This is a genomic window from Flavobacterium circumlabens (genome assembly GCF_004345565.1).
Classification (GTDB): domain Bacteria; phylum Bacteroidota; class Bacteroidia; order Flavobacteriales; family Flavobacteriaceae; genus Flavobacterium; species Flavobacterium circumlabens.
The window spans coordinates 623867-644483 of record NZ_SLWA01000003.1 but is presented as its reverse complement, the minus strand read 5'-3'; the positions used below and the strand labels follow the sequence as shown (position 1 = coordinate 644483).

At 35.3% G+C, this 20617-nt stretch carries 25 protein-coding genes and 1 other RNA gene; 6 read left to right on the top strand and 20 right to left on the bottom strand.

Annotated elements, in window-relative coordinates:
• Positions 1 to 57 precede the first annotated feature (57 nt).
• Positions 58 to 1308, bottom strand: coding sequence for a cation:dicarboxylate symporter family transporter (locus tag EV142_RS10920; protein WP_132035425.1), 1251 nt, complete (start codon positions 1306 to 1308; stop codon positions 58 to 60).
• A 31-nt stretch (positions 1309 to 1339) separates the two neighbouring features.
• Positions 1340 to 1655: RNase P RNA component class A (gene rnpB, locus EV142_RS10915), an RNA gene on the bottom strand.
• Between the two features lie 124 nt (positions 1656 to 1779).
• Here rnpB and EV142_RS10910 point away from each other — a divergent pair.
• Positions 1780 to 2073, top strand: a complete 294-nt coding sequence (locus EV142_RS10910; protein ID WP_132035422.1) for a hypothetical protein — start codon at positions 1780 to 1782, stop codon at positions 2071 to 2073.
• Between the two features lie 217 nt (positions 2074 to 2290).
• Here EV142_RS10910 and EV142_RS10905 read toward each other — a convergent pair whose 3' ends face one another.
• The 5 genes from EV142_RS10905 to EV142_RS10885 form a co-directional block, all read right to left on the bottom strand.
• Positions 2291 to 2662: a LysM peptidoglycan-binding domain-containing protein gene (locus tag EV142_RS10905; RefSeq protein WP_132035419.1), complete on the bottom strand. Its 372-nt coding sequence runs from the start codon at positions 2660 to 2662 to the stop codon at positions 2291 to 2293.
• 6 nt (positions 2663 to 2668) lie between these two features.
• Positions 2669 to 3148, bottom strand: coding sequence for a BON domain-containing protein (locus EV142_RS10900; RefSeq protein WP_132035416.1), 480 nt, complete (start codon positions 3146 to 3148; stop codon positions 2669 to 2671).
• A gap of 223 nt (positions 3149 to 3371) precedes the next feature.
• Positions 3372 to 4094 (bottom strand): endonuclease/exonuclease/phosphatase family protein, encoded by a 723-nt coding sequence (locus tag EV142_RS10895; RefSeq protein ID WP_132035413.1) that lies wholly within the window; start codon positions 4092 to 4094, stop codon positions 3372 to 3374.
• Position 4095: 1 nt separating this feature from the next.
• Positions 4096 to 4545 carry a GNAT family N-acetyltransferase gene (locus tag EV142_RS10890; RefSeq protein WP_132035410.1) on the bottom strand — a complete coding sequence of 150 codons (450 nt, stop codon included), beginning with the start codon at positions 4543 to 4545 and terminating at the stop codon, positions 4096 to 4098.
• 77 nt (positions 4546 to 4622) lie between these two features.
• The gene (locus tag EV142_RS10885) at positions 4623 to 5072 is read right to left on the bottom strand and encodes a nuclear transport factor 2 family protein (RefSeq protein WP_132035407.1); all 450 of its coding nucleotides are present in this window, start codon (positions 5070 to 5072) and stop codon (positions 4623 to 4625) included.
• A gap of 283 nt (positions 5073 to 5355) precedes the next feature.
• Between EV142_RS10885 and dnaX the strand changes: the two genes are divergently transcribed.
• Together dnaX and EV142_RS10875 are read left to right on the top strand one after the other, a co-directional pair.
• Complete coding sequence (gene dnaX / locus EV142_RS10880; protein ID WP_132035404.1) at positions 5356 to 6441, top strand: DNA polymerase III subunit gamma/tau; 1086 nt, start codon at positions 5356 to 5358, stop codon at positions 6439 to 6441.
• 398 nt (positions 6442 to 6839) lie between these two features.
• Positions 6840 to 7127, top strand: coding sequence for a DNA polymerase III (locus EV142_RS10875; protein ID WP_238698694.1), 288 nt, complete (start codon positions 6840 to 6842; stop codon positions 7125 to 7127).
• A 169-nt stretch (positions 7128 to 7296) separates the two neighbouring features.
• Here the strand turns inward: EV142_RS10875 and EV142_RS10870 are convergent, their stop codons facing one another.
• The 13 genes from EV142_RS10870 to pyrR all read right to left on the bottom strand — a co-directional run bounded on the left by EV142_RS10870 (position 7297) and on the right by pyrR (position 18451).
• Positions 7297 to 7875, bottom strand: coding sequence for an NAD(P)H-dependent oxidoreductase (locus tag EV142_RS10870; RefSeq protein WP_132035399.1), 579 nt, complete (start codon positions 7873 to 7875; stop codon positions 7297 to 7299).
• 57 nt (positions 7876 to 7932) lie between these two features.
• Positions 7933 to 8493, bottom strand: a complete 561-nt coding sequence (locus tag EV142_RS10865; protein ID WP_132035396.1) for a Crp/Fnr family transcriptional regulator — start codon at positions 8491 to 8493, stop codon at positions 7933 to 7935.
• 32 nt (positions 8494 to 8525) lie between these two features.
• Positions 8526 to 9083 carry a hypothetical protein gene (locus tag EV142_RS10860; RefSeq protein WP_132035393.1) on the bottom strand — a complete coding sequence of 186 codons (558 nt, stop codon included), beginning with the start codon at positions 9081 to 9083 and terminating at the stop codon, positions 8526 to 8528.
• A gap of 98 nt (positions 9084 to 9181) precedes the next feature.
• On the bottom strand, positions 9182 to 9757 hold the full coding sequence (locus tag EV142_RS10855) for a TMEM175 family protein (protein WP_132035390.1): 576 nt from the start codon (positions 9755 to 9757) through the stop codon (positions 9182 to 9184).
• Positions 9758 to 10067: 310 nt separating this feature from the next.
• Complete coding sequence (locus EV142_RS10850; protein WP_132035387.1) at positions 10068 to 10958, bottom strand: Ppx/GppA phosphatase family protein; 891 nt, start codon at positions 10956 to 10958, stop codon at positions 10068 to 10070.
• Positions 10958 to 13072 (bottom strand): polyphosphate kinase 1, encoded by a 2115-nt coding sequence (ppk1, locus tag EV142_RS10845; protein ID WP_132035385.1) that lies wholly within the window; start codon positions 13070 to 13072, stop codon positions 10958 to 10960. Before ppk1 ends, EV142_RS10850 begins: the two co-directional genes overlap by 1 nt.
• Positions 13073 to 13077: 5 nt before the next feature.
• Entirely contained in the window at positions 13078 to 13563 is a 486-nt protein-coding gene (locus EV142_RS10840) for a SixA phosphatase family protein (protein WP_132035382.1), read from the bottom strand.
• Positions 13564 to 13893: 330 nt separating this feature from the next.
• On the bottom strand, positions 13894 to 14397 hold the full coding sequence (locus tag EV142_RS10835; protein ID WP_132035379.1) for a CAP domain-containing protein: 504 nt from the start codon (positions 14395 to 14397) through the stop codon (positions 13894 to 13896).
• 174 nt (positions 14398 to 14571) lie between these two features.
• A complete protein-coding gene (gene pdxH, locus EV142_RS10830; RefSeq protein WP_132035376.1) occupies positions 14572 to 15216 on the bottom strand; it encodes a pyridoxamine 5'-phosphate oxidase in 645 nt (214 codons plus the stop codon).
• A gap of 121 nt (positions 15217 to 15337) precedes the next feature.
• Positions 15338 to 16246 (bottom strand): ribonuclease Z, encoded by a 909-nt coding sequence (locus tag EV142_RS10825; protein ID WP_132035373.1) that lies wholly within the window; start codon positions 16244 to 16246, stop codon positions 15338 to 15340.
• Positions 16247 to 16346: 100 nt separating this feature from the next.
• Positions 16347 to 16679 carry a ribonuclease Z gene (locus EV142_RS10820; protein WP_132035370.1) on the bottom strand — a complete coding sequence of 111 codons (333 nt, stop codon included), beginning with the start codon at positions 16677 to 16679 and terminating at the stop codon, positions 16347 to 16349.
• A gap of 204 nt (positions 16680 to 16883) precedes the next feature.
• Entirely contained in the window at positions 16884 to 17810 is a 927-nt protein-coding gene (locus EV142_RS10815; RefSeq protein ID WP_132035367.1) for an aspartate carbamoyltransferase catalytic subunit, read from the bottom strand.
• A gap of 101 nt (positions 17811 to 17911) precedes the next feature.
• Entirely contained in the window at positions 17912 to 18451 is a 540-nt protein-coding gene (gene pyrR, locus EV142_RS10810; protein ID WP_127338774.1) for a bifunctional pyr operon transcriptional regulator/uracil phosphoribosyltransferase PyrR, read from the bottom strand.
• A gap of 232 nt (positions 18452 to 18683) precedes the next feature.
• Here pyrR and EV142_RS10805 point away from each other — a divergent pair, with 232 nt between their 5' ends.
• The 3 genes from EV142_RS10805 (at position 18684) to EV142_RS10795 (ending at position 20538) form a co-directional block, all read left to right on the top strand.
• Positions 18684 to 19313, top strand: coding sequence for a class I SAM-dependent DNA methyltransferase (locus EV142_RS10805; RefSeq protein WP_132035364.1), 630 nt, complete (start codon positions 18684 to 18686; stop codon positions 19311 to 19313).
• 20 nt (positions 19314 to 19333) lie between these two features.
• A complete protein-coding gene (locus tag EV142_RS10800; RefSeq protein ID WP_132035361.1) occupies positions 19334 to 19927 on the top strand; it encodes a dihydrofolate reductase family protein in 594 nt (197 codons plus the stop codon).
• Positions 19928 to 19992: 65 nt separating this feature from the next.
• Positions 19993 to 20538 (top strand): PH domain-containing protein, encoded by a 546-nt coding sequence (locus EV142_RS10795; protein WP_132035359.1) that lies wholly within the window; start codon positions 19993 to 19995, stop codon positions 20536 to 20538.
• Positions 20539 to 20617 lie beyond the last annotated feature (79 nt).

Here is a 20617-nt window from a genome sequence, read left to right as displayed (position 1 = left end):
TCCGCGTTTTTGCTTTAGCGAATCCGTGCAATCCGCTTCCCATACTCGCAAGGGATGCTACTCTTCTGTAACAGATTCCAGATTCAGCTCCGTAAAATCATGTTCACTTTTAGAAATCACAATTGTCGCTACTGTATTCCCGATTAGGTTGGTTATGGCTCGGGCTTCACTCATAAATTTATCTACGCCTAATAAAAAAGCCAATCCTTCAACCGGAATTTTATGGATTGCTGTCAACGTCGACGCCAGGACAATAAAACCGCTTCCGGTCACACCGGCGGCACCTTTTGAGGTAATCATCAAAATACCAATAACGCTCAGAATTTCAAAGAAACTCAGATGAACGTCATACAACTGCGCCAAAAAAATCACCGACATTGATAAGTAAATCGAGGTTCCGTCAAGATTAAAAGAATATCCGGTCGGAATCACCAATCCCACAACCGATTTACTGCAGCCCATTCGCTCCAGTTTCACCATTATACTGGGTAAAGCAGCTTCGGAAGAGGAAGTTCCGAGAACCAATAAAAGCTCTTCTTTTATATATTTTAAAATTGAAACAATACTTATTTTATAATATTTCAGGATACTTCCCAAAATTAAAAACACAAACAAAATCATCGTCAGGTAAACGCAAAGCATCAGCTTACCAAGCGGAATCAAAGTCTGCAGGCCAAACTTACCAATGGTATATGCCATTCCGCCAAAAGCACCAAGCGGAGCGAGATACATTACATATTTCAAACCTTTAAAAACTACTTTTGAGAAGCGCTCCAAAACCAAAATAGTTTGTTCTCTTTTCTGATAAAAATTCAATGCAATACCACAGACAATTGCTGCCAGTAAAACCTGAAGCGTAAAATTAGAAAGAAAGAATTTCAGCCAGGAAAAGTTTTCCGCAGCATGATTGGTATACTGACTGGCGTCTTGCAGCGCCAATCCAGTCTTATCGATTTTACCGGGTTTGAAAACATAAGCAATCGTAACACCAATTGACAAAGCAATGGTCGAAACAATTTCAAAATACCCAAGGGCTTTTACACCAATACGGCCTACTTTTTTGAGGTTTCCCATTCCGGAAATTCCCAGAACGATTGTAAGAAAGATAATAGGACCAATAAAAAGCTTGATAATGTCGACAAAGGTCTTGCCAACGATTTCCATTTTCATACCGTTTTCAGGAGAAAAATGACCGAGCAGAACACCTGCAATAATGGCAATCAGAACCCAAAAAGTAAGATTGGTTATAATTATTGAAAAAGTACTTTTTTTAGGTTTATTCGGGAGTTTGGGGGTAGTAATATTCATGAAAATTAATTAGATGGATTCACAAATATATAAAAAATGCAGACCTATAAGCCGGATTCTGTCCCTGATAAATCAGAGCCTTATCATTTATCTAGGCTTACAATTACTCATAAGCTCGAGCTACCTACCCTTCAACAACGAACGAGAAGCCCTTAAATGCTGATATACTTGGTATTTCACCGCATAGAGTTTACCTGGTTTCACTACAGCATTACCTGTACATACTTTCTGTTGCACTTGTCCTTGCCTTATTACTAAGACCGACGGGTGTTACCCGCTATGCTTCTCTGTGGTGTCCGGACTTTCCTCCCTCCGCCGAAGCGAACGACGATAAGGCGGTCTGCGCGGCAAAAGTAACGATTTATATACTAAGAATAATGATTTTAAATTTTAGATTTTCGCTCCGTTTTCATAACAATTTAATTTTAAAATAGTTATCTTTAAAATCCATAATTTTAAAATACGATTATTATGACTAGAATGTATCATTACGCAACCGTTTCAAAAGCTTTAGATCAATTGAATGAAAAAGGATTTACCTGCGATTTTAATTTAAACTCTGACGCAATTAAAAAGAATCCTGAAAAATTTGAAATTGTACATGTGTATCGATACGAAGGGGAATCAGACCCGGGCGATGAGGCAGTGGTATACGGAATAAAATCAATTTCAGGCAAAAAAGGAGTTTACGTCTCGGGATTTTCGGCCGATTCAGATTCTGAAACTGCACAGATATTATTGGATTTGAGTATAAAGGGAAGGTGAATTTTAAATTCCAAATTTTTAAAATTCCAAATTCCAAAAATAAATTCAGGATTATCATTTCGGGGAACGAGGAATTTTCGTTGGTTACTTACGTCGCGAGATTCTTCGTTTCTCAAAATGATACAAATTAAACGCAAAACCCTTGCGAATATCTTTGTGCCCTTTGCGGTAAAAAACTAAAAAAGTCCATCAAAAGACGGACTTTACAAATTAAAAATTATACTGTTGGTATTTTCAGTTTCCAACCCACCTGAATCAGGTCCGGATTTTTGATGATGTCTTTATTGGCTTCGTATATATCCTGCCAGGAAACTCCGTATGCTTTTCCAATTTTAGAAAGTGAGTCCCCGTTCTCAACTGTATATTCTTTTGAAACTTTTTCAATTACTTCTATATTCATCACGACATCAGCCGATCTGTAATCCGGATCTATTTTGTTGTAAGCATCCCAAAGTTTGTCTTTGTCTGATGCAGCATTGGCTGTACCATCAATATACAGTACATTATCTTGTTCTCTGACCTGCAAATTTGTTATTCCTAAGTCAGAAGCCAGATTGGTTACTTCTCTGTATTTATCTTGTAAACTCATCACTTTTTATTTTATCGTTAATTTGTTTTCCACTTTTTTGGGTTTCAACTCCTGCACACTTTGCATTAAAGGCTGTAATTCATTTCTTTTGATTTCTCCGGAAAGTGTTACTACACCATCTGCAACGGTAGCACTTACCCCATTATAAGCTTTTACGACCTCATTTACAGATTTATCTAAAGTAGTGTCAGAATTGATCACAACAGCCGCTGGATCAGGTGCCGCATCCGGCGCCGGAACATCACAGTTGTTCACTACCGATTTTACTCCTTTAATTCCTTTTACGGTACTTTCTACATTTTGTTTGAAAGGATCATCTTTGCAAATTCCTGAAATTGTTGCAACACCATCTTGTACAGCAACGCGGACTCCGGGCATATCTCGTAATTTTGCATCTATGTCTTTTTGAATGTCTGCATCTTTAGGACCACACGCCACTAAAGAAAATGCCAGACACATTCCCAATAAAATTGATTTCATTTTCATAATGATATTTCTTTAAATTAAATATCTAAAATTAAATGAATTGAGATCTAAAATTTTACAAGATGATCTTATCGTTTTTATATTTTTCCCAGTATGGAAAAAATTAATATTTATAAATGAAGAAAATAACACCTGCTAAAAAAAATGCAAATATTCCCAATAGGATAAGTGTCGTGACAAGGAATTTTTTAAGCATTTGTACTTATTTTTAAATTATTGCTGTTTAAGAAATCACATTCCCAAAAGTAACAATTAAAGGTTTGTGATCACTATGCATCTTCCAGTCTTCGTAAGTGCCGACTTCAACGTTTTCTAAAACTTCAATAAAATCATTTGAAGCAAAACAATAATCGAGATGATACGGTTTATTTTCATGGCGATACAAAAACAAAGTTGGGTGGATTTCTTTTCCCTGCTCCTGATTGAAAAATTTATGATAGACACTATATATCTTTTTCTCTGCCAATTTACGCACTACGGCAGAATGATTTCCTTCTCTTCTGGGTTTATCCCAAATGGTATTACTGTTAAAATCACCGATTAAAATGGTCTTCGTTTCAGAAAGCAATTTTTCGTAATAATGGATCGCTTTCCAGACCTGAGTTACATACTGTCCGTCTTTATCCTGAGGATTATTGGCCCATACCGCGAAGAGAGTAAAATCTGTTTTTCCTTGGGTAACGGCAATGGGCAGTACGTTTTTAAAATCAGGATTATGACAATCCATAAGTTCAAACCTGTAATCGCTATACGAAAAAACACCAAGTCCTTTGTGCTGATTGGTACCGTACCAAAGTGCCGCTGCTGGCAACGGAACATCTGGAGGAAATTGGAGTTTTTCGATATTTTCACATTCCGGAACGATCAGAATATCCGGCTGATGGGCCAAAATAAACCGGGCTTTTTTTCTGAAAGCCATATTACAATTCCAGGTTATGATTTTCATTTTAATCTGATGCTATTTTCTGATTCAATTCAAACAAAATATAAGGGCCGTTTTCGTTATCGCCGTGCCCTTTCTCTATAAATCCAATCTTTTTATAAAATGCTACAGCAACGGTATTTCTCTCCAGGCATTTCAACAGTACCGGAAATTTAGTTTGCTCCATAACAGCTTTTAAAAGCATTTTTCCAATTCCGCGTTTGTGATATGCTTCCTCAATATACAAATGGTGAATAAAATTATCCCGCATCCAGACCGATATAAAGCCAATTACTTTTTCATCATAAAGAGCCGTCAGGATATATTCTCCTTTTGTCTGAACATCGAAATCGAACAAATCAAATGTTGCCACATCAGCCCAGATAAAAGTACTTTGACGCACTTTTAGAAATAGTTGACGCAATGCATTCAAATCGCTTTCTCTGAATTCGATAATTTTTAGTTTATCATTCATACACCAATATTAATCATCAAAATAACTACTTTTGAAGATAGATTTTAAACCTATTTATTTACACAGAAATGCTAAATCTATTCGTGTTGTGATACATCATTATATTGCCAAAGTACATTGATTATTTTCCATTCTCCATTCGTTTTTACAATGTGCATATAATCGATCCAGGTATCGGCCAGTAATTTTACAGACGCTGTTCTCGCTGAAACATCTAATAGCTTCACTTCTTTTCGTGGATTCTTCGGGAACTTATCTCCTTTTAGGTTATAAGTCTCCGCCAGAATAACCATGTTTTCAGCGAAATATTCAGATACATAATCTTTTTGAGTTTCCTTATTTCTAAAAACGGATCTTTTGACCAATCTCGGATGCAAAGCACTTTCCATCAATTTAGGATTAGGATTGTGCTGTGCTTCAATATAAGCAAGGGCAACACGTTTGATATCAAGTGTATCCTGAGCCGTTTGAGCCTGCATCTGAAAAGAACAAAATGCAATTGCAATTAGTAACAGATATTTTTTCATGAAAAGTTGAGTTTAAGAAATGCACCAATCATCAATTTTTGAACGATTTACGTAATTTTTCAGGTGTTGCTACTTGCTAAAATAATACATTTTTCATAACAAAATAATGAATCGTTATTATAAATTAAAAAAACAAAAAGCACCTCTTAAAAAATTAAATTTAACTAAAACAGCACCTTAGTTTCTCCTATTCAAAACACTCAAAATACACTCCAATATTTATCAATTTCAGATTTGTGATTTGGCAATTTTCAGCCTATATTTGCTATCGAATTAAAAGATTATGGAACAATTTGTAGTATCGGCCCGTAAGTATCGCCCACAGACCTTTAAGGATGTTGTAGGCCAGAAAGCTATTACCAACACTTTGTTGAATGCCATTGACAGCAATCACCTGGCTTCTGCCCTTTTGTTCACAGGACCGCGTGGAGTTGGAAAAACCACCTGCGCCCGTATTCTGGCTCGAAAAATAAATCAGCCCGGATATGATGATCCTAATGAGGATTTTGCTTTTAATGTTTTTGAGTTAGATGCCGCTTCCAACAACTCGGTTGATGACATTCGAAGCCTGATCGATCAGGTTCGAATCCCGCCACAAACCGGGCAATATAAAGTCTATATTATTGACGAGGTTCATATGTTGTCTTCGGCAGCTTTTAATGCTTTTCTGAAAACATTGGAAGAACCGCCAAAACACGCTATTTTTATCTTAGCCACCACAGAGAAACACAAGATTATTCCAACGATCTTATCCCGTTGCCAGATTTTTGATTTCAAAAGAATTACGGTAAAAGATGCTAAAGAACATTTGGCAGAGGTTGCAAAAAGCCAGGGAATTAATTTTGAAGACGATGCCTTGCACATTATTGCTCAAAAAGCAGATGGTGCCATGCGTGATGCGCTATCTATTTTTGACCGTGTCGTTTCTTTTTGCGGAACCAACTTAACACGTCAGGCTGTAACAGAGAATCTAAACGTCTTAGATTACGAAACTTACATTAACATTACCGATTTACTTTTAGAAAATAAAATCCCGGATCTATTACTGGCTTACAATGAGATTCTTGCAAAAGGTTTTGACGGACATCATTTTATTGCCGGACTGGCTTCACATTTCAGAGATTTACTGGTAAGCAAAACTCCTGCTACCATCGCTTTGCTTGAAGTGGGTGAGCAGGCACAGCAAATGTATGGTGTACAAGCGCAGAAATGCTCTCAGGATTTTTTATTGAAAGGAATTGAAATTGCAAATGACTGTGATTTAAAATACAAATTGAGTCAGAACCAGCGTCTTTTAGTCGAATTATGTCTGATGCAATTGGCCTCTATCAACTTTGATGGAGAAAAAAAAAAGCTGAGCAATTCATAATTCCACCTGTTTACTTTAAAAATGGGGGATATTCTATTGTAGAAATTCCAAATAATAAAGTCCAAATTCCAAACGAAAAGGAAAATAACAATGTCAATGTCAGTCAAAACGACAATGACAATTCCAATATTGAGAATAAAGCAAATACAGCTGCTGAAATACCAACTGCTGAAATTCCTAACTCAAAACCCCTAACTCAAAATTCAGAAACAAGCAGCGAACCCAAAATTTCTGCTTTTTCCCTATCGAGTATTCGCAAGAAAAAAGAATTAGAAGCGAATAGCAGATCTTACGTAAAACCGACCTCCGTTTTACCAACTGAAGAATTTACGGAGACAGAAATGTTAGTGGAGTGGAATAAATACGCACAACGTTTGGGGGATAAAGGCTTAAAAATCATGGAATCGTTATTATTGATTAACGACCCGACTTTAGACGGAACGGTGATTACGCTTGAATTACCTAATGAAGGTTCTAAACTGGATTTTGAAAGTCAGATTAACGGGCTTTTAGGACATTTAAAAGGACATTTACACAATCATGACATTACGATTCAGGTTAACGTTAATGAAACTATTGAAACCAAACGCAGCTTTAACGATCAGGACCGATACAACCGTCTGATGGAAATAAATCCAAACATTGAACTTTTACGTTCTACATTTGGATTAGATTTACATACTTAAGATTTTTTAGCCCGCCGCAATTAACCGCAAGGCCGGCAAAGATTTTCGCAAAGTTCGCAAAGGTTTTTTAGCCATGAATTACACAAAGTAGCGCGAATTATTTTATACACTTTGCATCAAAAATTCGTGCAGATTCGTGTAATTCGTGGCAAAAAAAAAACCTTACCCTTTATTTATTCTGAAGTCCTAAATTATAGACTTTGTGCAGCCATTTTTCTCTTTGAAAATCACCAGAACCCTTTATAATTCCGATATAGGTCACTTTTACCGGTTTTACGCCACAGAATTCCAAAACAGATTTCCTGAGCTGATTGACACTTGGTCTTGCAAAAAACAAGCGGTAATACCAGTCAGGCTGATCCAAAGTGGTGATAATATGGGCGGTTTTTCCTTTTAGTAATTTGTCCCACCAAACTGAATTTTCGCGGTATTGAAAAGCCATTCCCGGCAAAAACAACCGATCGATAAAACCTTTTGTAATCGCAGGTAAACCACCCCACCAAACGGGATGAATCCAGACTAAATGATCTGCTCTTTTAATTTTCTGCCACGCATCTAATAAGTCCGGTTCTAATTCGGTGCGTTTTTGATAACCAAATTGCAGATTCGGATTAAATTGTAATTTGGCAATTGTTATCGTTTCTACCATCGCACCAGAGTCAAGTGCTCCATGTGCGTATTCGTTTGCAATTGCAAAATTGAAACTCTCCGGATTTGGATGGCCGTTTATAATCAGTATTTTTTTCATATGTTTTCTTTTTTACAAAAATACTATTCCGATAAAAATGAATACCGGACAAATGTCCTATAAAACTGCTTTCCGGATGCGGCTCAAATGTCGGGGCGTAACGCCTAAATACGAAGCTAAATAGTGAAGCGGAATCAACTGAAGGTATTTCTGGTGGTTTTGATAAAGTTCTTCGTAACGTTGTGTCGCTGATAATTTCTGAAAAGAGATCATTCGTTTTTGAAGTGTGACATATTCCATTTCAGTGAGTTTACGCCCAATTTCCTGCCAATGAATCCCCGATTGATAAAGTTTGTCTAAACTCTCCCTAGTTATAACCTGCAATTCTGTATCTGCAAGTGCCTGAATATTTTCTTCGGCGGCATTTTGGGTGATAAAGCTGGAAAATGAAGCCATAAATTCGTTTTCGAATGCAAAACAATTCGTGATTTCATCCTCCTGGTGATTGAAAAAATAGGACCGCAAAATTCCTTTTTTGATAAAATAGATTTCGTTGCAAACCTGATTTTCTTTCAATAAGAGTTCTCCTTTTTTGAGTTTCCGAAATGTAATTAAAGCGTCTAATTGCTCTAATTCGTTCTGAGGTAAAACCTGAATAGATTGAAAAACGGTTTTCATTTGAAGATTAATTTTAAGTATTGAGAAACCTTTTATTCAAATGTTACTTCTTCAGTTGTAGCTTTTAGAATTTCGTGGTTTGATTTTTCAATTTCTATTGTAAACCTGTGTTTTTTAAAAGTTTCAGGTTTTAAAGCTATTTTCAAAGTATACGTAATCAATCTGGCAGGATTTAAATTAGTAAGAACATCTTCCACTAGTTTGTTATCACTATCATAACTACTGGCCCTGATAATACTATTTAATTCAGACCCAGCTGGAAAATTGCTATTAAAATCAGCATCACTTTTAACTGAAATTCTAATTACCGGATACTTTTCACCTTCATACCCTTTTTCACACTTGGTTGTTGCATATAGCGCATTCGAAAAGTTGAAATCTGTCTTTTTTTCAGCCATATATTTAATATTAGCCCAATCGATATCATATCCGAAAGTTAATTTTTCATTTGCTAAAACTTTACGATAACCTACTCTTGCTATTATAGCATCGTAATCATAATATTTTTCTAACGGACAATCAGGAAAACAAGCACTTAACAATCCCAAAATATTAAAAGTCAAAAATATAGTAAGTATTCTTTTTTTCATCTTTGTCAAAACGGATTTATAGAAAACGAACTTACAAATATATTTTTGCAATTCATCTTCTTTTACTTTAAGAAAATGTATCTGTGATAGGTCAAAAGTTATTTATTAAAAACCCTTTCGATTCTTTTGTCCGGTATCAGCCATAACATAGCGACGATGAAATAGGCGATTCCTGAAATCCATTCGCTGTAAAACGAAAAAGCGATTCCTATAGTATATAAAACAGAAGATACATTCCCTTTGACATCTTTGCCAATTGCTTTGGCTATTATGGAGTTTTTCCCTTCACTGATAATGATAATTCGCTGCAAAATAAAGTACGCTATCGAAGACAATAACAATACGACGCCATATAAGGTCATGGAAGCTTTTGCGAAGTTATGTTCTCCCATCCAGCCGGTTGCGACCGGAATTAAGGATAACCAGAAAAGTAAATGCAGGTTGGCCCAAAGGATTTTGCCGTTGATTTTGCTCAGACTGTGAATTAGGTAATGGTGGTTGTTCCAGTAAATTCCAACATAAATAAAACTCAGGACATAGCTTAAAAACTTTGGAATAAGCGGTTTTAAATCGGCAAATTCGTGTCCTTCCGGCACTTTAATTTCTAAGATCATAATAGTTATGATAATCGCTAACACACCATCACTAAAGGCTTCGAGTCTTGTTTTATTCATTTCAAAAATTAAGTTTAGCTAAAAATGTTAATTTTATTTTTGCCACAGATTAAAAAGATTTTCACAGATTTCTCTATTCTAAATCTCCTGTTATTTTACTTAATCTTTAGAGATCTTTCCAATCTGTGGTATTATCTTCAGGTTTGCCATTACTTTTACGGTGAAAAAGTTTGCCGTGAATTACACCAATTTCCACTAATTCTTATGTATAATTTAAAAATACTAATTCGCGAAAATTCGTGTAATTGCTTCGCCTGTTCGCTCACGTTCGGGTCGTGGCAAAAAAAATAGTATCCTAAATGTTTAAATACTAAATCTTACCGTAATACATTGCTTTTACAATTCCATCGGAAAGTCCGATTTTTGGAACGTAAATCTGGCGTGCGCCACTCCATTTCATTGCATTCAGGTAAATACGGGTCGCGTGAATAATTACGTCGGCACGATCTGAATTCAAACCTAATTCTGTAATCCTTTGCTCGTAAGTCAATGAATTCAAATAGGCATATTGTGAATTGATATAAATATAGGAAAGTGGTTTTTCCTGTTGTTTTCCGGACATTTTAAACAACTTATTGATGTTTCCTCCGGAGCCAATCAGTGTTACTTCTTCGTATCCCTGTGTATTGGTTTTGATCCATTTTTCGATTTCATCCCAGACTACATCGTGTACCATGTTATTTAATAAACGAACTGTTCCGGCTTTGAAAGATCTTGAATTAATCAATTTTCCGTCAGAAAAGAGCGTAAACTCGGTACTTCCGCCACCAACGTCTACAAAAAGATACGTTTCATCTGTTTTCAGTAAATGATGTAAATCCGTTGAGGCAATAATAGCGGCTTCTTTTTTACCATCAATGATTTCGATTTTTATATCGGCCTTTTTTTTGATTAGAGCCACAACTTCTTTCGCATTATAGGCCTCACGCATTGCAGAAGTGGCAAATGCCATGTAGCGTTCTACTTTATGTACTTTCATCAAAAGGTTAAATGCTTTCATGGCATCCACCATTCGATCTATATTTTCTTCTGAAATTTCTCCAACTGTAAAGGCATCTTGTCCCAAACGAATCGGCACACGAACAAGTGAACTTTTATTAAATTGCGGTTCTTTGCCATCTTGTTCTACAACATTCGATATCAGAAGCCTCATGGCATTTGATCCGATATCTATTGCTGCAAGCTTTTTTATATTAATCATTACTCCCTTATGATTTGAATTTGGTTTGTTATTGCTTTATTTTTTGCAGCATCTTTTTCGATTGCCTCGATTTTATTCTGGTAATACTTATAGGTTTCAAGCTGGGCTCTAAAAGGGGCATGATGATTTCGTGGCTTGTATTTATTGTCTAATTTATAGGAATGGTATCTCACTTTAACATTCCCTTTCCATGCAATATCAAAATTATCGATTAATTCTTTTTTGATTTCAAGATCATAAATCGGACAGGTAACTTCTACTCTTCCGTCGAGGTTTCTGGTCATAAAATCGGCTGAAGAAATATATACTTCTGTTAATCCGGCATTCCCGAAAATATAAACTCTTGAATGTTCCAGATAATTATCTACAATACTTATTGCTTCAATATTCTCACTCATTCCCGGTATTCCGGGAATTAAAGAACATATTCCTCTTACCTGAAGCTGGACTTTTACTCCTGCATTACTGGCTTCATATAATTTATCGATCATTTTAAAATCTGATAAACTATTCATTTTTAATTTGATATGTGTTTTTCTGCCCGCCAGAGCATGCAAAATTTCACGGTCTATCAGTTTTATAAATTTTGTTCTCGTATAATGAGGAGATACAATTAAATGTTTGTACCTGTGCACTCTGTAATTGATATCAAAAAATTCAAATATTTTAGAAATGTCTTTTAAAATCTGCTGATGACAGGTAAACAGGGTTACATCGGTATAAATTTTAGCGGTTGATTCATTGAAATTTCCGGTAGAAATAAACCCGTAACGACGCGTTTTATCATCTTCAACTCTTTCAATCACACAAATTTTGCTATGTACTTTAAGGCCTTTTATTCCAAAAATAAGTTCAATTCCTTCTGTTTGCATTTGCTCTGCATAGGAAATATTTGTTGCTTCATCGAAACGCGCCTGAAGCTCAATCTGAACTACTACTTTTTTACCATTTTTGGCTGCATTGATCAGAGAACTAATAATTTGTGAGTTCTTCGCCAGACGATATAAAGTGATTTTGATACTCGTCACTTTCGGATCTAAAGCTGCTTCACGCAAAAACTTCGTTAAATAGGAAAATGACTGATAGGGTGCATGTAATAAATAATCTTTTTTATTGATTTTCTCCAAAATACTTCCTCCCATGCTCAGGCCTGGAATTGGTAGCGGGTCATTGGTTTTATAAAGTAAATCATATCTTCCTAAATTCGGAAAACTCATGTAATCACGGCGATTGTGATATCTTCCACCGGGAATAATGCTGTCTGTCGCTACAATTTTCATTTTATCCAAAAAGAAACGCAGCGTATCTTCTTCGATTAAACTGTCATAAATAAAACGAACCGGCTCTCCTATTCTTCTGTCTTTTACCGATGTCGCAATTTTCTCCAGCATACTTTTACTCAAATCGCTGTCGATATCCAACTGGGCATCACGCGTAATTTTGATCATATGGGCGGATACGCTTTTATAATCGAAAATATTAAAGATGTTCTCAAGGTTATGGCGAATCACATCATCAATCAAGATAACATATTGTTTATCATCATCGGATGGCAGTACCACAAACCTGTTTATTGTTTTCGGAATTTCTATTACAGCATATCGAACTTCATCATTTGTATTCATTTCCAAACGAATCGCCAGATATCCCAGAGTATCTTTCAATACCGGAAATTCTGCCAGATCATTCAAAATAATAGTCACTAATTCCGGACTTAATTTTTGAATAAAAAAGTCCTTTAGAAAACGTTCCTGCAGTTCTGTGATCTGATTTTCATTGATGATAAAGATATTTTCAGCTTCTAATTCGGCTTCGATATTCCCTAAAATACGTAAGCTTTCCGATTGTTGCTGAATAACAATTTCGGTAATATCCTTAATCAGCTGATGAGCAGAAACTCCACCCAGGTATTTTTCGCCAGAAATGCCGGATAGGCTTAATCTCCTGATTGCAGCATAACGAACTCTGAAAAATTCATCTAAATTATTCGAAAAAATTCCAACAAAACGCAACCTGTCTAAAAGCGGAACGGTGTTATCTGCGGCTTCCTGAAGCACTCTTGCATTAAACGCTAACCAACTTTTTTCTCTATCGATATATTTCTGTTCGTACACTTTATTTATTTTAAATCTTTGGGGAAAATTGTTTTTTGTGTTTTGCCTTTATGGATGTTGTCCCAGCTTTCTGAATCAAATTTTAGAGACACAAATCCGGAGGTAGGTACATTTTCTATAAAAACATCCCCAAATTTATTAACAAAATTTGTAATAGCCTCGTTATGTCCGAAAAGAATAACGCTTTCGAAACTATTATCACATGATTTGATAACTTTTTCGAGTTGTTTATCGTCAAAAGTATAAAGATCGTCTTTGTATATGATACTTTCGATTGGATACGAGATATTTTGCGCAAAAATAAGAGCAGTTTCTGAGGCACGGGCGGCAGTACTACTCCAAATAATATATGTTTTTGGCAGAAATTTTGAAATATTTGTGGATACTTCATGGGCATCCAGAATTCCTCTCTTCATCAAAGGTCGATCAAAATCTTTTAAAGGAGCTTCCCAACTGGATTTCGCATGTCGTATTAAAATTAAATTTTTCATAAGCAAAAAGGATTTAGAAACATCGTTGAAAGAAGTTCTTTTTTATTGAAGTTCTAATTTACAAAAGAAATTGTAATAGTTCCCTTTTTTTTAATTCTGTTAACATTTAAAGATTTTTTTAACAGAAATAAACCAGTAGTACTTTTTGGCTTCAGATGATGATTCTGAAACCGGAGCAGCTTTATCGGAATCAGAAATCGCCTTGTGACTGGTTTTGAAAATGCAGCCGGATTCCGGACGGTATTTTAAAATAAATAAAAATAAAAAAACGTTGTAACTCCCAGAATTACAACGATCAATTAAATAAAAAAATAAAAAAAAATGTTTTTATTATATTCTTGCAAATATATTGGTATAATATTTCTTTCCTGTTGCAGGATCTATAGTAACTGAAATTCCAAAATGCGTATACTTTCCTTCGATATTTTTTTTGTGTCCGGGAGATCCAAGCCAGGCTTTAAGAACGGCTTCTGAAGTTTTATAATTATAAGCTACGTTTTCTGCCACATTTTTAGCAGCAAGAACTTTTACAATATTTTCAGATCGGGAAGCAAAATCTTTGTGGTCGACTACATTGTTTGCTATCATATACTTATTATGTTCTTCACATCTGTTCGAAATATGATTTACTTTTTCTAATGCATTCAAACCAATACTAACACGATACTCATTTATAAGTTGCATCAATTCCAACTCAGCATCATTGTAGCTGTAATTTTCATCCACTGTTTCAATTATAACCCTGTTATGAGTCTTTTTTCCTGTTTTTGCAAAACATGAGTTCATTGCGATAAGCATCACAACGAACATCATGGTGCGCAAAATCTTCTTCATAGTCACTAGCATCTCTAAGCGTTTAAAGTAAATGTTGGGGCAAATCCTTTAAATATTATATTTTAATATATTATTGTCATTTTCCGGGTCAAACTTATCCATTCTGTAGTTAAACAACAAAAATAATCGACGAAATACAGTACAAATCTTTTATACTAAATAAATTTCTTACAACTAAGAAGACAATCTTTCTATTTTCCATGAAAAATCAGATTGGCTGCTGTATCTGATTCTGTCGTGTAATCTGTTGGGTCTTCCCTGCCAAAATTCTACCTCTAAGGGCGTTACCAGAAATCCTCCCCAATTTTCAGGTCTCGGAATCGGCTTTCCTTCAAATTCTTCTTCTAATTTTTTCAGGTTTTCTTCTAAAAATGTCCGTGACGGAATTACGTCACTCTGATTGGAAACAATGGCACCTAACTTGCTTCCGTCGGGACGGGAATCAAAATAGCCGTCCGAGATATTTTCAGACGTTTTCTGTGCAATTCCTTTTATAATGACCTGACGTTCCAGCTCCTGCCAGAAGAAAGACAAACAAACATGCGGATTGGCAGCTATAGCTTTTCCTTTCTCCGAATTATAATTGGTATAAAAAATAAAACCTTCCTCGGAAAATTTCTTCAACAGAACGACTCTGGATTTTGGAAAACCATCCAAACCAATTGTAGCTACCGTCATAGCATTCACTTCTCCGCCTGCTCCGAAATCTTCCACCTCATGAAACCATCGGTTAAAAAGATTAATGGGATCTTCAGGAATACTACTTTCTAGCAATTCGCTTTTTTCGTAAGATTTTCTATAGTTACTTAAATCATTCATTTTTTAGATTTTTAGATTGTTGGATTTCTTAGATTGTTGGACTTCTTAGATTGTAGATTTTAGATTTACCGGAATATTAAATTTTAAACTTAGTAACTCAGAACCTTAGCATCTCAGCCAATTAGTCAAACTCAAAACTTCTCCCGTCATCTCCTAAAAGTACATTCGGGAAAATTTCTTCTGCTTCTTGTTTAAAACGCTCAATACCATCATATCTTGTTGAATAATGACCTAATACCAATTGTTTTGCATTGGCTTTCAGGGCAATTCTTGCTGCTTCTTTTGCTGTGGAATGTAATGTTTTCAAAGCCAAAGGAGCTTCTGATTCTAAAAAGGTCGATTCATGGTATAAAACATCTACGTCTTTTATAAGCGGAATGATATCTTCCTTGTAAACAGTATCGGAGCAAAAAGCATAACTCAGTGCCGGAATTGGATCGAAAGATAATTTTTCATTTTCGATTACAGTTCCGTCATCAAGTGTGACATTTCCTCCCCCTTTTATTTTCTGATAATAGGCGGTGTGAATATTGTATTGCTGAACAGCGTCAACATTTAGTTTCCGGTCTGCCGGTTTTTCCTGAAACAGAAATCCATTCGTATAAACGCGGTGTTTCAACGGAATTGTTTTTACAATAACTCTGTTATCTTCAAAAATAACCTCGCTTTCCTTTGATTCCAATTCATGAAAAAACAACTCATAAGTCGTCCATGAATTCGAAAGTCTTAATTGCAAAGTGATGATTTCCTTTATACCTTTTGGACCATAGATATGTAGATCGGTCGTGCGTCCTAATAGTGCAAAAGTGGAAATAGTACCAATCAGTCCGAAGAAGTGATCACCATGCAAATGCGAAATAAAAATGTGATTAATCTTTGAAAACTTGATTTTATTCTTCCGCAATTGCACCTGAGTTCCCTCGCCGCAATCGATCAGAAACATTCTGTTCTTAATTTCTAAAACCTGAGAAGTAGGATTGGTAATCGTTCTTGGAGTCGCTGCATAACAGCCGAGTATGGTAAGCTTCATTTCAGATTGTTGATTTTAGATTTTAGATTGCTGACTGAGTAAAATTAAAAGATTCGTCCTGATTTAAAAAAATCTGAACTCTAAAATCTGAACTTTGAAATTAAAATCCGAGGTCTCTTTCAATTTCTTCCATTTCTATAATATCGTGTGCTTCCAAAAGAGAAGGAACAACTGTTAATTTATCTGAAACAGCATTAAAGTCAAGGTTATCAACTACAATTACAAAAGATTTTTTGTTTTTTTTCTGCTGTTTGGAAAGTGGCAAAAACAGCTTTACCTCTTTTTCAGATAATGCAGCATGTGATAATAAATCTAGTATAATATTTTGTTTTTCAAAGGTTTTAAATTGCTGCGTTACTTTTTCCAGGAAAGAATTAAAATCTCCCTGAGTATCTTTAATGGTAACGGTATGTCCTTTTTGATCTACTTTCATTTTATAATTTATAGCGCTTTAATATGAGACTAAGGTACGAAGTTTTTTTTAGTGTTTGTTTTCAGGTTTCAGGTTTCAAGTTTCAGGTTTGTCAGGATGAGCGAAGTCAAAGCCCCTCCCTCCTTTACGCATAAAAAGTCCTTCGACTTCGCTCAGGATGACAAATGAAAACTGAGACTGAGACTGAAAACTGCGACTAAAAACCTACTGAATTTTAGACGCTAAAAGATAAATCACCGCCATTCTGATTGCTACACCATTCTCTACCTGATTTAAAATCACGGATTGACCGGAATCGGCAACTTCACTTGTAATCTCTACTCCTCTGTTGATTGGTCCCGGGTGCATGATTATAATTTCTTTACCAAGTGAATCCAATAATGGTTTGTCTACTCCGTATTGCTGTGCGTATTCCCGTGTTGAAGGGAAAAAGTTAACATCCATACGTTCGTTCTGAACACGCAGCATATTGGCCACATCACACCATTCCAGTGCTTTACGCAAGTTAGGTTCAACCGTAACCCCAAGCGATTCAATATATCTTGGAATCAATGTTTTGGGTCCGCAGACTTTTACCTCAGCGCCTTGCATTTGCAAAGCATAAATGTTAGATAATGCAACTCTTGAGTGTAAAATATCACCAACAATAACTACTTTCTTTCCGGCAACGTCACCTAATTTTTCTCTGATGGAGTAACTGTCCAATAAGGCCTGAGTCGGGTGTTCGTGTGCTCCGTCTCCTGCATTTACGATACTGGCTTTGACATTTTTAGATAAAAAATAAGCCGCTCCGGGATTGGAGTGGCGCATTACTACCATATCCACTTTCATAGAAAGGATATTATTTACGGTATCGATCAGCGTTTCTCCTTTTTTAACAGAAGACTGTGCTGCCGAAAAACTAATCACATCGGCCGATAATCTTTTTTGGGCCAACTCGAAAGAAAGTTTTGTCCGGGTACTGTTTTCGAAGAAAATGTTGGCAATGGTAATATCTCGTAATGAAGGAACTTTTTTAATTGGTCGGTTAATGACTTCTTTAAAATGATCGGCAGTTTCAAAAATCAGGTTAATATCATTCTCGTTGATGTATTTAATTCCTAATAAATGATTTACGCTTAATTCTTTCATTTTTTATTGTTTAATTGTTTTGTTTGTTTAATCGTTTTTGTTGAACTATTTAATCGTTTGCTGTTCGATTAAACAAGTAACCGATTAACCGATTAAACTTTTTAATTTGTAATCAGGTAAACGGCATCTTCGCCTTCATTTTCCTTCCAGCTTACTTTTACCTTTTCATCATTAATGGCATCTACCTGACGGCCGCGATAATCGGGCTGAATAGGCAAATTGCGGCTAAAACGTCTGTCTATTAACACTAACAATTCAATTTCCGAAGGTCTTCCGAAAGACTGAATCGCGGTTAAGGCAGAACGAATGCTGCGTCCGGTAAACAAAACGTCATCAATAAAAATGACTTTTTTGTTTTCAACTATAAAATTTATTTGTGTTTTATTGGCTTCAAGCGGTTTATCAGTTCGGCGAAAGTCATCCCTAAAGAAAGTGATGTCCAGATAACCCAAAGAAATTTCAGGTGTCTGGTATTCGTTTTCCAGTATTTGTTTCAGACGTTCTGCTAAGAAAACTCCTCTTGGCTGAATTCCAACTAAAATAGTATCCGAAAAATCCAAGTGTTTTTCAATCAACTGACAAGCCAAACGATGGAGTATAATAGTAACTTCTTTTGAATTAAGTAATACTTTTTGGCTCATAATGTAGTGACATATTTAGTTGGGCAAATATACGAAATCAGATTTTATTTGTTGGGGTGTTGGGTGGGGAAATATTTTTTTTGATTTGGAATTGAATTTAAAAAACTGTTTTCAGGATAACTTTGTCTTTTTTTATAAAAATATCTATTTGAAAAATTATATATTTATTTAAAACTATGATTTTAGCACAAATAATAGATTTAGCAATAGAATAATTATCATCAATAAATCTATGGATAAATACAAAGAAACTTTTGAAACCTGGAATAAAATTGCAAATCTCTATGAAGATAAGTTTATGAATTTAAGTTTGTATAACGAAACTTATGACTTTTTTCTTGACACTCTAAAACAGGATCAACTACATATTTTTGAAATTGGCTGTGGCCCGGGAAACATTACCAAATATCTTTTATCGAAAAAACCCAACTTAATAATTAAAGGCATCGACATTGCGCCGAAAATGATTGAGTTGGCTAAATTAAATAATCCATCTGCTAATTTTAAAGTAATGGATACAAGAAAATTAGAAGAAGTAAATGAAAAATTCGACGCTGTTATTTGTGGCTTTTGTTTACCCTATCTTTCGGAATCAGATTGTTCCAAATTAGTATACAATATGAATCAAATACTTACTGTGAATGGTATTTTATATCTCAGTTTTATTCAGGGGCAGCCTTCCCAATCAGGTTATATTTCCGGAAGTACCGGCGATCGTACCTATTTCTATTATCACACTTTAGAAGAAATAAAAAATCAACTTTTTAAAAATCATTTTAAAATTATTAAAACATTCGAAGTTAAATATCCAAAAGCTGATGATTTTGAAATGCACACCATACTAGTTGCAAAGAAAATTTGATAAACACAAAACACAACATCATGAGAAAAATAATCGTATTATCAATGATTACAATCGATGGCGTAATGCAGGCTCCGGGCGGACCTGAAGAAGATCCATCAGGCGGATTTGAATATGGAGGCTGGGTGGCTCCATTTGGTGATGAGGAATATGGCAAGGTCATGCAAAAACAAATGGAGCCAGCAGATATTCTTTTAGGCAGAAAAACATTTGATATTTTTGAAGACTATTGGCCCAAACATGCAGAAGGCTGGCCCGGAATTAATGACGTTACCAAATACGTTTTGTCTTCCACCAGAAAAAACTCTGATTGGGAAAACTCCAAATTTCTTTCAACCATAGAAGACATCAAAAAACTCAAAAATTCTGAAGGCGGTGACATTAAAGTCTGGGGAAGCGCAACACTTGTTCAGCTATTGCTCCAACATGACTTAGTTGATGAACTGGCGCTTAAAATTCATCCTGTAATTCTGGGTAAAGGGAAAAAATTATTTGATGATCAGGCAATTGCGGCTTCCTTTATATTAACAGAAAGCACTACTACACCAAGTGGCGTAATTGCTGCCAGCTACAAGCGAAGTGGCGATGTTAAAACAGGTACTATCGGAGAATAAAAAACAATTCCATACATTTTAAATTACTGCAAAAAATACAATAAATCAACACACTTAAATTAAAAATGGAATTTAATACCGCGCATGAACTTCAACAGCATTTAGACCACAACGAGAATCTAATATGGACTGGTAAACCCAAAAAAGGAATCATCTTTAGACCATCAGATATTTTTTTAATTCCGTTTAGTATTCTATGGTGTAGTTTTGCTATTTTCTGGTTTACTACAGCACTCACTTCCGGAGCACCTTTTTTCTTTGCGCTATTTGGAATTGTTTTTGTGATATTAGGACTTAATTTTGTCTTTGGACGCTTTATTATTGATGCAAAACACAGAGCAAATACTATTTATGGTTTGACAGAACATAGGGTTATTATAAAATCCGGTATTTTTACATCATCAATCAAGTCATTAAATATCAAGACGATTTCTGATATCCAATATGAAGAAAAAAGTGATGGGAGCGGCACCATTACAATTGGCCCAAGAAATCCCATGGATAATTGGGGAAGCGGAATAAATTGGGAATCCCGTAAAACCCCTTCCTTAGAATTCATACCAGACGTAAGAAAGGTTTATAATAAGATAACAGAGATTCAAATATCCTAAGATGTTTCTTTAAATGCCAAAATCATGGAACTTTTCAACCAAATTATGTAAAAACTTTTTTCGCTGTTTGAAGTAATTT

Bases quoted from the DNA above. Each gene is read 5' to 3' on its own strand.
- EV142_RS10815 (WP_132035367.1), bottom strand. From the start codon at position 17,810: ATGAAAGAATTAAGCGTAAATCATTTATTAGGAATTAAATACATCAAC.
- EV142_RS10800 (WP_132035361.1), top strand. From the start codon at position 19,334: ATGAGAAAAATAATCGTATTATCAATGATTACAATCGATGGCGTAATG.
- EV142_RS10825 (WP_132035373.1), bottom strand. From the start codon at position 16,246: ATGAAGCTTACCATACTCGGCTGTTATGCAGCGACTCCAAGAACGATT.
- EV142_RS10895 (WP_132035413.1), bottom strand. From the start codon at position 4,094: ATGAAAATCATAACCTGGAATTGTAATATGGCTTTCAGAAAAAAAGCC.
- pdxH (WP_132035376.1), bottom strand. From the start codon at position 15,216: ATGAATGATTTAAGTAACTATAGAAAATCTTACGAAAAAAGCGAATTG.
- EV142_RS10910 (WP_132035422.1), top strand. From the start codon at position 1,780: ATGACTAGAATGTATCATTACGCAACCGTTTCAAAAGCTTTAGATCAA.
- EV142_RS10835 (WP_132035379.1), bottom strand. From the start codon at position 14,397: ATGAAGAAGATTTTGCGCACCATGATGTTCGTTGTGATGCTTATCGCA.
- EV142_RS10870 (WP_132035399.1), bottom strand. From the start codon at position 7,875: ATGAAAAAAATACTGATTATAAACGGCCATCCAAATCCGGAGAGTTTC.
- EV142_RS10890 (WP_132035410.1), bottom strand. From the start codon at position 4,545: ATGAATGATAAACTAAAAATTATCGAATTCAGAGAAAGCGATTTGAAT.
- EV142_RS10900 (WP_132035416.1), bottom strand. From the start codon at position 3,148: ATGAAAATGAAATCAATTTTATTGGGAATGTGTCTGGCATTTTCTTTA.
- EV142_RS10805 (WP_132035364.1), top strand. From the start codon at position 18,684: ATGGATAAATACAAAGAAACTTTTGAAACCTGGAATAAAATTGCAAAT.
- EV142_RS10855 (WP_132035390.1), bottom strand. From the start codon at position 9,757: ATGAATAAAACAAGACTCGAAGCCTTTAGTGATGGTGTGTTAGCGATT.
- pyrR (WP_127338774.1), bottom strand. From the start codon at position 18,451: ATGAGCCAAAAAGTATTACTTAATTCAAAAGAAGTTACTATTATACTC.
- EV142_RS10850 (WP_132035387.1), bottom strand. From the start codon at position 10,958: ATGATTAATATAAAAAAGCTTGCAGCAATAGATATCGGATCAAATGCC.
- EV142_RS10920 (WP_132035425.1), bottom strand. From the start codon at position 1,308: ATGAATATTACTACCCCCAAACTCCCGAATAAACCTAAAAAAAGTACT.
- EV142_RS10820 (WP_132035370.1), bottom strand. From the start codon at position 16,679: ATGAAAGTAGATCAAAAAGGACATACCGTTACCATTAAAGATACTCAG.
- dnaX (WP_132035404.1), top strand. From the start codon at position 5,356: ATGGAACAATTTGTAGTATCGGCCCGTAAGTATCGCCCACAGACCTTT.
- EV142_RS10875 (WP_238698694.1), top strand. From the start codon at position 6,840: ATGGAATCGTTATTATTGATTAACGACCCGACTTTAGACGGAACGGTG.
- EV142_RS10840 (WP_132035382.1), bottom strand. From the start codon at position 13,563: ATGAAAAATTTAATTTTAATACGACATGCGAAATCCAGTTGGGAAGCT.
- EV142_RS10885 (WP_132035407.1), bottom strand. From the start codon at position 5,072: ATGAAAAAATATCTGTTACTAATTGCAATTGCATTTTGTTCTTTTCAG.
- EV142_RS10795 (WP_132035359.1), top strand. From the start codon at position 19,993: ATGGAATTTAATACCGCGCATGAACTTCAACAGCATTTAGACCACAAC.
- EV142_RS10905 (WP_132035419.1), bottom strand. From the start codon at position 2,662: ATGAGTTTACAAGATAAATACAGAGAAGTAACCAATCTGGCTTCTGAC.
- EV142_RS10865 (WP_132035396.1), bottom strand. From the start codon at position 8,493: ATGAAAACCGTTTTTCAATCTATTCAGGTTTTACCTCAGAACGAATTA.
- EV142_RS10860 (WP_132035393.1), bottom strand. From the start codon at position 9,083: ATGAAAAAAAGAATACTTACTATATTTTTGACTTTTAATATTTTGGGA.